A 12,196-nucleotide genomic window follows, 5' to 3' on the forward strand; every position below is an offset into this window, starting at 1 on the left:
GCGAACTGTCAAGCTAGGGGCGTTGAGATTATCGCGCAGAGAGGCCTCCCCGGGTGGGGAGGCCGAGTGTGCTCAGAGGTCGACTTCAATATTGTCGATAAGGCGTGCCGCACCCAGGTAGGCGGCAGCGATGATGACCAGGTTGCGGTCTTCAGGTCCGGCGGTCAGCATGTCTGAACGGCGCAGGATGTGGATGTAATCGCGCAGAAATCCGGCCCGCTCCAGCGACTGCTGGGCTTTTTCTATCAGGTTTGCATGGCTCTGTCCGCCGCTTTTCAGCGTGCTGGCCATGTCGGATATGGTGGCATAGAGCCGCGGTGCAACCGCCAGCTCTGCATCGGTGAGGTAACCGTTGCGAGAGCTCAGTGCCAGCCCGTTCTCGGCGCGCTCTGTGCCGACGCCAATCAGCTGCACCGGCATCGACAGGTCTTCCACCATCCGGGTGATCACATGCAGCTGCTGGTAGTCCTTGCGGCCAAAAACAGCGACATCGGGCTGAATCAGGTTAAACAGCTTGTTGACGATGGTGGTCACGCCGCGGAAATGTCCGGGCCGGGTGGCGCCGCAGTAAAGATCGGAGATAGCGGGGACCTCAACGAAGGTCTGCCCATCGCGGCCCTGGGGATAAATCTCCTGCTCTGACGGGGCAAACAGCAGATCGCAACCGAAGGCGCGCAACTGTGCCTGGTCCTGTGCCAGGGTGCGCGGGTAGCGCTCCAGGTCCTCCTGCGGACCGAACTGCAGGGGGTTAACGAAGATGGAGGCAACGACAAAATCGGCGTTGGCTACGGCCTTTTCCACCAGGCGCAGGTGCCCCTGATGCAGATTGCCCATCGTGGGCACCAGGGCGATGCGTTTGCCTTCGGCGCGTTCTGTACGCAGGCGCTCACGCAGCTCTTTGACGGTACTGACTGTCTGCATTTTACTCGAATCCGTGTTCGCTGGCGGGGAACTCCCCGTTTCTTACTTGTTCTGCGTAGCGTTTGAACGCATCCTGGATGCTCTCGCTTTCGGCAAGGAAATTTTTCACGAATCGGGCTTTACGGCCCGGTGTGATGCCAAGCATGTCATGCATCACCAGCACCTGGGCGTCGGTATGCGGACCGGCACCGATGCCGATCACGGGAATGCCGGCGTTCAGTGTGATTTCCTGGGCCAGCACGGACGGAACGCATTCGAGCAGCAGCATACTGGCGCCGGCTTCTTCCAGCTTGCGGGCGTCTTCAATCATTTCCAGAGCGGACTCTCGTGTGCGTCCCTGAACCCGGTAACCGCCGAGCTTGTTGACTGTCTGGGGCGTCAGGCCGAGGTGAGCACAGACCGGGACGCCACGCTCTGCCAGCAGACTGGTGGTCTCACAGAGCCAGCGACCGCCTTCGAGCTTGAGAATGTGGGCACCGGCGCGCATCAGCTCGGCACCGCTCTGCATCGCCTGTTCCGGCGTTGCATAACTCATGAACGGCAGGTCAGCCATGATCATGGCGCCCTGGTTGCCGCTGGAGACCGCCCGGGTGTGGTAGGTCATCTCCTCGAGTGTAACCGGCAAGGTGCTGTCCCGCCCCTGAAGAACCATTCCCAGTGAGTCGCCGACCAGAATCATTTCGATGCCGGCAGCGCTGACCTGATGCGCAAAGGTGGCATCGTAGGCGGTCAGCACGGCGAACTTCTCGCCCGCATTCTTGCGTGCGGTCAGGGTGTGCAGGGTGATGTTACTCATAGCGCATCTCGACCTTTTGTTGTCTGTTAGCGTCGCGAAGGGCGGATTATAGCTGTATCTGCTCGAGAGTGCCCATGGGGCAAAGGGCTAAGAGTGCTGACAGTGCGGTACCGTCCGGCAGAATCAGCTCCGGGGCGATCTCGGCAAGGGGCCAGAGCACGAAACCGCGCTCACGCATGAAACGATGGGGCACGCACAGACGCTCGGTGTCGATCTGCTCGTTGCCATACAGAAGGATGTCCAGGTCCAGAGTGCGCGGTCCCCAGTAGCGCTCCCGCACCCGGTGATGCGACTGCTCAAGCGCCTGCAGCTGGTCCAGCAGAGTCTCGGCATCCAGGGTGGTGTGCAGCTCAGCGACGGCGTTGATGAAGTCGGGCTGGTCCTGGGGGCCGACCGGATCGGAACGGTACAGGGAGGAGGCGGCCACCAGCTCGCAATCCGCCAGGGCAGCCAGCTGCTCCAATGCCTCTCTGACCTGTGCCTGGGGATCGTTCAAATTGCTGCCCAGGCCTATGTAGCAGCGGATAGTCTCAGTCATCGCTTTGCGGCTTGCGAGGTTTGCGGCGACGACGGCGCTTGCGAGGTGCGCTTTCTCCCTCGCTGCCAGCGGGTTTCTGTTGCAGCTGAGTGCGCTGGTTTTCATCGGCGTTCTGGTAATCGGTCCACCACTGGCTGAGGCCTCCCAGGTCTTCACCGCTGGTCTCACGCAGCAGCAGCAGGTCGTAGGCGGCACGGAAGCGGGGGTGGGTAACCAGCTGGTCTGCGCGACGTTTGCGTGGCAAGCGCTGCTGCAGTTCCCAGATCTCGCGCACCGGCGTAGAGAAGCGACGCGGGATGGCGGTGGAGCGGACCTGTTCGCCCAGCACCTCGTTGGCTGCCTGGTGCAGACACTGCAGGGCGGGCTGGTCACGCTCATCCAGCAGTTCTGCCAGGCGGCGCTGCATCGGGTACCAGAGCAGGGCGGCAAACAGGAACGCCGGTGTCACACTCTTGCCCTGGGCCAGGCGGCGATCGGTGTTGCTGAGGGCGTTCTCCACCAGAGTTTCTACCGGATACTCTTCGGAATCGAGCATCGCGTCGGTCTGCGGGAACAGGGTCCGGAACAGGTCAAAGCGCTTCAGCTGGCGCAGGGAGGCTTCACCATGTCCACTCTGCAGCAGTTTCAGCGCTTCGTCGAACAGGCGTGCCGGTGCGATGCGGGTCAGCATGGGGCCGAGCTTGTGGATCGGTTCGGCGGTGCCGGGTTCGATTTCGAAGCCGAGCTTGGCGGCAAAGCGGGCAGCACGCAGCATGCGTACAGGATCTTCGCGGTAGCGGGTTTCCGGGTCGCCGATCATGCGGATCTGACGATTCTTGATATCCCGGTAGCCGTTGGCGAAGTCGAGAATGCTGTGATCCGCCACGCTGTAGTAAAGCGCGTTGATGGTGAAGTCACGGCGCAGGGCATCCTCTTCGATGTTGCCGTAGACGTTATCCCTGAGGATCATGCCGGACTCGGCCTGGCGGCCATGTTCGCCGTTGTTCTCCTCGCTGTCATGGCCTGCGCGGAAAGTGGCGACCTCGATCAGCTCGCGGCCGAAGCGTACGTGCAGCAGTTTGAAACGGCGGCCAATCAGACGCGAGCGGCGGAACAGCTCCTCCCCCTGTTCAGGGTGGGCGGAGGTTGCGACGTCGAAATCCTTAGGACTCTTATTGAGCAGCAGGTCGCGGATGCAGCCGCCCACCAGGTAGGCCTCGTAACCCTCGTCGAGTAGTCGGTAGACCACCTTCATGGCGTTGTCGTCGAGTTTCTGCCGCGGGATACGGTGTTCCGACTCGGCGATGGTCTGGCGTTTACCCAGAGGTAGTTCCTCCTGGCTTACCCCCCCTCCAGCAGCAGAGGTCTGCGTCGGTTGCCCGGCTTTGTCGGGTGCGGAGGCGGGTGCGCGCGCAATCGTGTATTGCACGTAGATAAAACCCAGCAGCGGTATGGCCACTACCAGCAACAGAATCAGAAACGAAGTGAGCATCAGTGCAGGGTCGCTGTATAGATCAAGATAAAATCAAAGGTGCCGCATCATAGCATTTAAGGGGGGGTATCTGTAGCCCGAGGCTGACGTATTAAAGCTGGTTCGCGGATGATAGAGCTAAGTTGGTTTGGTGCGTAGGAGTGATACGGATTGAAGCTGGGGAGATGTGGGGGGTGCTGATCACAAAGCGTAACGCTCTTGGCTGCATGTACGGGTTGTTATTTTTATTACCGTGTATGCGTACCTGGCGCTCGTCTCTGTGACCAGCCAAGCCTCATTTTTATTTTTATTCGAGGCGGGTAACCATTCTGGAACGACTGTTTTTATTTTTATTGCTGTCGAACCGTCACTGGTCGTCGTTGTTGTTGTTCTGCTCTTATACAAAGCAGATGCTGTGCCAGTTTTTGTAAGTTATTGAACTAAAAAGATTTATTATTTTTTATTGGTTGGGTGACGCAGTGTTACCCGGATGTGTTACCTGCATGTGTTACCGTGAATCACGTTTGTTGCAGTGCGGTATGTGTAGAAGGGTAACACTACTCAAGTGTTACCCTGGCCTCCATAAGTGTTACTTCTTTGGTCGGCGTGGGATACCCAGTTTCTGTCGACGTTCCCACAGACATTTGCGGCTCACACCCAGCGTTCGCGCCAGTTCGGTTTCGCTCATCTGGTCCTGGTTTTCCAGTACGAAGCGCTGAAAGTAATCGTCCAGTGACAGGTCGGTGCGGGCACGGCGGTTACTGCTGCTGTCGGAGGTTACGGTCTCGGGGATGCGCTGTTCATAGTTACTTTCCAGTGCACTCAAGGACAGGTGGTCCGTATCCAGGCCCAGGAGCTCCGGTGTGATCTGTGCGCCATCGGCCAGGATGACCGCGCGCTCGATGGCGTTCTCAAGCTCACGCACGTTGCCGGGCCAGTGATAACTCAGCATTACGTCCCGGGCGGCGGGGCTCAGCGACAGCGAACCGGCATCCAGTTTGCGTGCCTGGCTCTGCAGGAAGCGCTCCGCCAGCTCGATAATATCCTCGCCACGCTCGCGCAGCGGCGGCATGCGCAGCTCCATGACGTAAAGCCGGTAGTAAAGGTCTTCACGAAACTCGCCAACCTTGGCCAGGTTTTTAAGGTCGCGATGGGTCGCGGCGATCAGTCTGACATTGACCTGGCGTGGCTGCACCGCGCCGACGCGGCGGATCTCACCCTCCTGCAGGAAACGCAGCAGGCGCGCCTGGGCTTCCAACGGCAGCTCGCCTATCTCATCGAGAAACAGCGTACCGCCGTCGGCGGATTCGATCAGGCCGCTGCGGCTGGCGTTAGCGCCGGTAAAGGCGCCTTTCTCATGACCAAACAGCTCCGATTCGATCAGGGTGTCCGGGATCGCCGCGCAGTTTACGCAGATCATCGCTTTGCCGGCACGATCGCTCTGCTCGTGGATGGCGCGAGCGGCCAGCTCTTTACCGGTGCCGGACTCGCCGAGAATCAATACGGTGGCATCGGTGCGCGCGACCTTGCTGATCCGTTTGAAGAGTTCCTGCATCGGCTGGCACTGACCGATGATCTCGGTCTGCTGCTCGGCCTCGGCGTCATTGTCGTTGCCAGGCTCCACCTGGGCGGTACCGCCACGGCTAAGCACTTCGTGCACCGTGGCCAGCATATCATCGTGGTCGAACGGCTTGGCGATATAGTCCACGGCGCCCAGTTTCATGGCATCCACAGCGGAGCGCAGGCTGGCATAGCTGGTCATGATCAGCACCGGCACAGGACGGGCCAGTTCGATCATATCCGTGCCGCTGGCGCCGGGCAGACGCAGGTCGCTGATGATCAGGTCAAAATCGGACAGCTGGAATTGTTCGGTCGCTTCGGCGACGGATGCAGCGTCACTCACGTTGTAGTTATTTTTTTCGAGTAAGCGCTTGAGTGCTGAGCGGATGATCGATTCATCCTCAACAATCAGAATTCGGCTCATGTGGCTTGGACCCTTGCTTCTCTCTTGCGGTACGGGTCAGGAAAGGCTCCCAGTGTACCGGGGTAAGGTTATCACTACCTGAGTGCCATTGTTCTGTTTCTTATTGGCGGGGCTGAAGAGTTCGATACTACCATAGTGCTCGGTAATAATATTGTAGACCAAAGATAAACCGAGCCCGGTGCCCCGGCCAGGGTCCTTGGTGGTGAAAAACGGTTCGAACAGCCGGCTCATATCCGCGTCGGCGATACCGCTGCCGTTGTCGGTCACCGTCAGCCGCACACGGTTGGTCTCGGCCGCCGCTTCGATAACAATCTCGCCATCGTCCGGGGACGCGTCGCTGGCGTTGTTGAGCAGGTTGATAAACACCTGCAGTATCTGTTGCGGATCGGCGAGGATGACCAGGTCACTGGGCACCCGGAGGCTGAAACGCTGCTGTCGGGTTCGGCTGTCGAGTTGTACCAGACGGATCGCATCGGCGGCAATATCGTGCAGAACAGTCGGCAGGTGCTCCCCGCTGCTCTGGTGTTGACCGGTATGGGCAAAGCGCACCAGGGACTGAACGATCCGGCTGATCCGCTCGGTCTGCTCGACGATCTGATTCCCTGTCGTGAGGATCTCGCGGTTGTCCGTTTCGAGCTTCAGGTTTTGCGCCAGACAGGCGATACCGGTGACCGGGTTGCCGATTTCATGGGCGACGCCGGCGGCAAATTGCCCGATCGATGCCAGGCGTTCCTGATGTGCCAGGTTTTTCGCGATCATCTGGTGCTCGGTTTCGTCCTCGACCAGCAGGACCATGCCGCCGGTGGTCGGGTTGTCCAGAGACGCCTTGTGCAGAGTGAACCAGCGAGGGATACCGTCCAGCTCTACCTGCAGCGCGGCTTTGTGATGACTCTCACCAATCGCAAAGTCACAGAGTAACTCGCCCCAGGGCGGGGGCAGAGTGGCCAGGCGGGCACCGATACAGCTTTCGTCATCGACCCCGGTATATTCGGCCAGTTCGCTGTTCCAGAACTGGATCCGCAGTTCACTGTCCAGGGTACAGGCGCCGATGGGCAGGCGCTGCAGCGTCAGGCGGTGGTAGCGTCGCAGCTGGTCCAGCTCGGCGGCAAGCCCGGACAGCCTGGCGTCATAGCGCTCCAGCTGTTTCTCCATCAGGTGGATCTCGCGGGCGCGGAAACCGCTGGCGGACTGCTGCGTCTGGGTGTTCAGTATCGACGAGGCTTCCACCGGGCCGAGCAGGCCGGAGAGGTTGTATTCCAGCTGGCTGCGCAGGCGCAGCATATCGAGGGGGCGCAGATCACCGGTCGGCAGGTTCAGCTCGGCACGGGCGCGGTTGATCTCCCGTCGGGCGGTTTCCGGGCCCACGCGGGGCTCGATCTGTGACTGCAGGTCTTCTGGCTGGCCCGCTGCGGCACTGGCGCCGAGGGGACGCTTCAGACCGTTGAGTACGCAGGCGTTGGCGCTCTGGCGCTCAGCCTCCTTGCCGGGAAACAGCACCGAACCGAGAAGCATCAGTCCCAGGTTCAGCAGCAGGGAAAACAGCGTGACCAGGTTCCAGTCCTCGTCACTGCCGCCTGGGAGATCGAGCAGGAACAGGTCGCGGTGCAGCGGCAGTGTCAGGGCAAACAGCCAGACTCCCAGGCCGCCGGCCAGTCCCATCAGGAAACCGTTTCGGCTCGCCCCCGGCCAGTACAGCGTCGCCAGCAGCCCCGGCAGGAACTGGACAAAGGCGATCAGGCCCAGGAAACCGAGCTGGTGCAGGGAAAAACGCTCCCCGAACGCAACGTAGAACAGGTAGCAGCTGAAGATCAGAAAGACGATCAGGAAGCGGCGCAGCCAAAGCAGCCAGGTGTAGAAGCGGGTCTGCTCGGGACGTTTGAGTAATGGCAGCACCAGGTGGTTCTGCATCATCGAGGCGAGCGCGACCGCCGCGACAATCATCAGCCCGCTGGCGGCGGACAGACCGCCAAGCAGCGCAACCAGTGTCAGCCAGGGCTGATTCAGCGCCTCGCCAAGCAGCAGGACCGAAAACTTGGCATCGCCGCCCAGCCCGCCGGTGGCCAGGTTGGCCCAGAGAATCGGCGGTACGCAGATGGCGAACAGAAGCAATAGCAGGGGCATCACCCAGGTCGCCTTGTACAGGCTTTCCGAGGAGACGTTTTCCGTGAAGGCCAGGTGGAACATGTGCGGCATGACCACCGCGGCGCCGGCAAAAGCCAGCACCATCACCTGCCAGTTATCTCTGTTCTCCGGGTGCTGCATCGCTTCGGTGACTGATGGCACCGCCTGCAGCCAGGCGGCCAGCCCCCAGGGGCCGTCGAAGACACCAAAGAACGCGAACGCGGCCAGGGTCAGCAGGGCGGCCAGTTTAATCAGCGATTGAATGGCGAGGGCAGCGACCAGTCCGCTGTGGCTGTTTCGCAGCGAGGCGCGACGGGCACCAAACAGAATCGCGAAGATAGCGATGAGGGCACAGAACACCGCAGCGATCTGATGGCGGCTGATATTGTCATTGAGGTGATAGAGCGAGTCCGATACCGCCTGAATCTGGATCGAGATCAGCGGCATGCTGGCAAAAATCAGGGCCAGGGTGGTCAATACACCGACCCGCCCACTGCGGAAGCGGAAGGCGAACAGGTCAGCCAGGGAGGAGAGTTGATAGGTGCTGGTGATCCTCAAAATGGGCATGAGGATGACCGGCGTCAGCATGAACGTGGCTGCTGCCCCCAGGTAGGGCGCCAGATACACATAGCCGGAATTGGCGGCCAGGGTGAAGTTGCCGTAAAAGGTCCAGGCGCTGGTATAGACGCCGAACGACAGGGCGTGGACCAGGGGGTGATGAATCAGTCGCTGTGGCAGCCGTCTGCGTTCGGCCAGGTAGGCTGCGCCGAAGAGGCAGAGCAGGTAGCCGAAGCAGAGCAGCAGAAGTTGTGGCAGTTCAAAGTTCATGTCGATGCCACTGTTCAATCAGAAGGGTCAGAATACACAGGCCCGCCCAGATCAGGAAGGGCTGATACCAGGGGCCCTGGCTGAACAGCCAGAGATCCAGCAGCCCCGGTGCCAGCAGGGCTGTAATCAGTGTCAGCAGAAGCAGCAACCGGTGCGTATACATTCAGCCTGTCTCCTGTACGAATGTCAGACCCCGGGGCACCCGGTCCAGAGACCAGTGCCTGACCGCCCAGCTTAGCAGTGCCTCGGGTGACAGCTCGAAAGCATCAGCCGGCGGGCGCTGGCCAAGCAGTGCCAGGGCACGGTGCAGTTGCTGACGGATCTGCAGAGGCTCGAGCGACAGCGGCTCGGCGAAGGTCTGTTTGCTGAGCTTCTGGCCCTCGTGGTTGGTGAGTACCGGGATATGGGCATAGCTCGGCGTGTGGTAGCCCAGGTGTTGCTGCAGAACCTGCTGGCGCGGCGTTTCGTCGATCAGGTCGGCACCGCGGACCACCTGGTCGACACCCTGTTCCTCGTCGTCCACGATCACTGCCAGTTGATAGGCGAAGAAACCGTCGCGGCGGAAAATAACGAAGTCGCCCCGTCCGGGATCGGCGGGATAGATCCTCTCACCCTGAATGCGGTCATTAAAGCTCAGCGTGCGGTCGGGGTAGATCGCCCGCACCGAGGTTTGAGCGCCGGCTGCCGGCGGATGGAAACGGCAGTAGCCATCATAAGCTTGCAGGGCCCCGCGCTGCTGCATCTGTTTGCGGCTGCACTGACAAGGGTAGGCGAGCTGTTTGTCGAGCAGTGCGTCAATAGCCTGTTGATAGAGTGCGTGGCGCTGGCTCTGGTAGACGACGCTGCCGTCCCAGTGCAGCTGGAACTGTTCAAGGGTTTCGAGGATCAGTTTGCTGGCGCCGGGCATTTCGCGGGGCGGGTCCAGGTCTTCGATACGTACCAGCCAGCGACCGCCCTGGGCGCGGATATCCAGATAACTGGCCAGCGCGGCCAGCAGAGAGCCGAAATGGAGGGGACCTGTGGGTGAGGGCGCGAAACGACCTGTGCAGCTCAAGGTTGCCGTTTCCTCCTGATAGATACGGGGACCGAAGCGAACTTCGATCCCCGCCTGGGATCAGCCGCCGAGCTGTTTCTCTTTGATCTCGGCCAGCGTCTTGCAGTCGATGCAGAGAGTAGCGGTCGGGCGCGCCTCCAGGCGACGGATGCCGATCTCGACGCCACAGGCGTCGCAGAAGCCGTAGTCGTCTTCGTCGATCCGTTCCATCGCTTCGTCGATCTTGCGGATCAGTTTGCGCTCGCGGTCACGCGTTCTCAATTCGAGACTGAACTCTTCTTCCTGACTGGCGCGGTCGCTCGGGTCAGCAAAGTTCGAAGCTTCTTCCTTGAGATGCGTAATGGTGCTGTCGACTTCCTCCATCAACTGGTGTTTCCAGTTTTGCAGAATGGCGCGGAAGTGATCTTTCTGCGCTTCGTTCATGTACTCCTCACCGGTATCAAGCGGATAAGGTTCGAAGTGCGTGAACTGTGATTCGGTTGTATTTGGCATTGGCGCAGCCTCACATCTAGGGCCGGTATCTACGGGGCATTCCCGGTGCCGGGCCTTGATCCTGATAAGGGAAACCGCATTGCGCGGCGTCTCAAAAGCCGGTGAAATTACCAGAAGCCTTCCCTTTAGGCTAGACCTGATCAGCCGTTTTGCGCACTTTACTGACCGGCTTCATCAATCCCGGTTAAAAGTGAATTCGACCTTCGTGGTTCCTCGGTCGCTGTTGTGGCGGGTTATACTCCGTGCCTGATTGACTGGAGGTGTATGGTGAGTGGCGACAACTGGAGTGCTAGAGCGCGGGCGATCGACTCGTTCAAGGTGATGGATCTGCTCAAGCGGGCCCGGGAGCTGGATGAGCAGGGACTCGACGTGGTGCATATGGAGGTGGGTGAGCCGGACTTCGGCGCCGCCCCGGCGGTGAAGGAAGCGGCACACCGGCTGCTTGATCATGGCTCAATCCAGTACACCCCGGCGGGCGGCATCGCACCGCTGCGCGAACGCATCGCCCGCTTTTACGCCGAGCGCTATGGCGTGGAGATCGGCCCCGAACGTGTGCTGGTGACGGCCGGCGCCTCGGGCGGGTTGCTACTGGCGTTTGCGTTGCTGGCGGAAAAACACAAAAGCTTCATGATGGCCGATCCCGGTTACCCATGTAACCCGCAGTTTTTGCGGTTGGTGGAAGCGAGGGCGCAGCGCGTTCGCGTGGATGAGTCGACCAATTTCCAGCTCACGGCGGAACTGGTGCGTGAGCACTGGCAGTCTGATACCGCCGGGGTACTGCTGGCCTCGCCGGCTAATCCTACCGGCGCCGTGGTGCCGCCGGATGAACTGGCCAAAATCGCCGCCGTGGTGCGCGAGCTGGGTGGTGAGCTGATTGTCGATGAGCTGTATCACGGCCTGACCTACGGCTTCGATGCCCAGACCGCGCTGGCGCTGGATGACGATGTCATCGTCATGAACAGCTTTTCCAAATACTTCGGTATGACCGGCTGGCGCCTGGGCTGGCTGGTGGGTCCGGCCGATGCCGTGGCCGAGATGGAGAAGATGGCGCAGAATCTGTTTATCTCGCCGCCGACCCTCTCTCAGCATGCCGCGCAGGCCTGCTTCGAGCCGGAGTCGATCGCGCTGTTCGAGCAGCGCCGGGCCGAGTTTGGCAAACGCCGGGACCTGCTGGTTTCCGGTCTGCGTGATCTTGGCTTTGGTATCGCCCGCCCGCCGGAAGGGGCGTTTTATGTGTATGCCGATGCCAGTCACCTGACCGATAACAGCTTCGACTGGTGCTGGTCGCTGCTGGAAGAGGACAGGGTAGCGGCCACGCCAGGGGCGGATTTTTCCCGCTTCGATGCCGAGCGATACGTGCGCTTCTCCTATACCACCGGGCTTGGTCGTATCGAGCTGGCGCTGGAGAGGCTGGCGAAGCGCGGCGCGCGCTAACAGGATGTTGAAAAGCTATCTGCGTTGCCGAATGCTGCGTTAAATACAGGCTCACAGGCTTTGCCTGAACGCACTTTAGTGCGGCCCCACAGGGGCGAGCGGAGCGAGTAATATGCTCATTTAGTGTACTAAACTCCGCTTTTTCGCCTGTTTTGCCTTGCCTCGACTGCCTCGAAAACGCTTTTCTAGATCCTGTTAAAGGGCGACGAAGACTCGGCCGTCCTCGACCCGGCAGCGCAGCGCATCCAGCTTCTCGCCGGGGCAGGGGCCAGCGATACACTCGCCCTCGTCAATAGTGAACAGGGCGCCATGGGTGGAGCACTGGATATACTGCTTCTCATAATCGAGAAACTGATCCGGCTGCCACTCCAGGCGGATGCCGCGGTGGGGGCAGTTGTTGCGATAGGCAAAGACCTGCTCGCCGCGGCGGATCAGAAGCAGGGCCTCAAGTTCGATATCGAAGCCCCGGCCCTCGCCATCGGGCAGGTCATTCAGCGCGCAGATCTCCAGCATTGGCTTTCCCGTTCGTTGCGGTTATTGGTCTGTCGTATACTAACCTCCTGATTTTACGGCCGGAG

General features: G+C 60.5%; 11 protein-coding genes. 1 reads left to right on the forward strand and 10 read right to left on the reverse strand.

Going from position 1 to position 12,196, the window contains the following annotated elements:
* Window positions 1-72 precede the first annotated feature (72 nt).
* The 9 genes from panC to dksA all read right to left on the reverse strand — a co-directional run bounded on the left by panC (window position 73) and on the right by dksA (window position 10,184).
* Window positions 73-921, reverse strand: a complete 849-nt coding sequence (panC, locus tag ACQUQP_RS03815) for a pantoate--beta-alanine ligase (protein WP_432697488.1) — start codon at window positions 919-921, stop codon at window positions 73-75.
* Between the two features lies 1 nt (window position 922).
* Complete coding sequence (panB, locus tag ACQUQP_RS03820; RefSeq protein ID WP_432697489.1) at window positions 923-1,717, reverse strand: 3-methyl-2-oxobutanoate hydroxymethyltransferase; 795 nt, start codon at window positions 1,715-1,717, stop codon at window positions 923-925.
* Between the two features lie 46 nt (window positions 1,718-1,763).
* The gene (gene folK / locus ACQUQP_RS03825; protein WP_432697490.1) at window positions 1,764-2,255 is read right to left on the reverse strand and encodes a 2-amino-4-hydroxy-6-hydroxymethyldihydropteridine diphosphokinase; all 492 of its coding nucleotides are present in this window, start codon (window positions 2,253-2,255) and stop codon (window positions 1,764-1,766) included.
* Window positions 2,248-3,726, reverse strand: coding sequence for a polynucleotide adenylyltransferase PcnB (pcnB, locus tag ACQUQP_RS03830; protein ID WP_432697491.1), 1,479 nt, complete (start codon window positions 3,724-3,726; stop codon window positions 2,248-2,250). The genes folK and pcnB overlap by 8 nt, the downstream gene beginning before the upstream one ends.
* Window positions 3,727-4,294: 568 nt before the next feature.
* Window positions 4,295-5,689, reverse strand: coding sequence for a sigma-54-dependent transcriptional regulator (locus ACQUQP_RS03835; RefSeq protein WP_432697492.1), 1,395 nt, complete (start codon window positions 5,687-5,689; stop codon window positions 4,295-4,297).
* A gap of 36 nt (window positions 5,690-5,725) precedes the next feature.
* Window positions 5,726-8,638 (reverse strand): ATP-binding protein, encoded by a 2,913-nt coding sequence (locus ACQUQP_RS03840; protein ID WP_432697493.1) that lies wholly within the window; start codon window positions 8,636-8,638, stop codon window positions 5,726-5,728.
* Window positions 8,628-8,801 (reverse strand): hypothetical protein, encoded by a 174-nt coding sequence (locus ACQUQP_RS03845; protein WP_432697494.1) that lies wholly within the window; start codon window positions 8,799-8,801, stop codon window positions 8,628-8,630. Before ACQUQP_RS03845 ends, ACQUQP_RS03840 begins: the two co-directional genes overlap by 11 nt.
* Complete coding sequence (gene gluQRS, locus ACQUQP_RS03850) at window positions 8,802-9,692, reverse strand: tRNA glutamyl-Q(34) synthetase GluQRS (RefSeq protein WP_432697495.1); 891 nt, start codon at window positions 9,690-9,692, stop codon at window positions 8,802-8,804.
* 60 nt (window positions 9,693-9,752) lie between these two features.
* The gene (gene dksA, locus ACQUQP_RS03855; protein ID WP_432697496.1) at window positions 9,753-10,184 is read right to left on the reverse strand and encodes an RNA polymerase-binding protein DksA; all 432 of its coding nucleotides are present in this window, start codon (window positions 10,182-10,184) and stop codon (window positions 9,753-9,755) included.
* 267 nt (window positions 10,185-10,451) lie between these two features.
* Between dksA and ACQUQP_RS03860 the strand changes: the two genes are divergently transcribed.
* Window positions 10,452-11,618 carry a pyridoxal phosphate-dependent aminotransferase gene (locus tag ACQUQP_RS03860; RefSeq protein ID WP_432697497.1) on the forward strand — a complete coding sequence of 389 codons (1,167 nt, stop codon included), beginning with the start codon at window positions 10,452-10,454 and terminating at the stop codon, window positions 11,616-11,618.
* A 195-nt stretch (window positions 11,619-11,813) separates the two neighbouring features.
* Here the strand turns inward: ACQUQP_RS03860 and ACQUQP_RS03865 are convergent, their stop codons facing one another.
* Window positions 11,814-12,131 (reverse strand): Rieske (2Fe-2S) protein, encoded by a 318-nt coding sequence (locus ACQUQP_RS03865; protein WP_432697498.1) that lies wholly within the window; start codon window positions 12,129-12,131, stop codon window positions 11,814-11,816.
* Window positions 12,132-12,196 lie beyond the last annotated feature (65 nt).

Source organism: Marinobacterium sp. YM272, from assembly GCF_050908845.1.
Lineage (GTDB): Bacteria > Pseudomonadota > Gammaproteobacteria > Pseudomonadales > Balneatricaceae > Marinobacterium_D.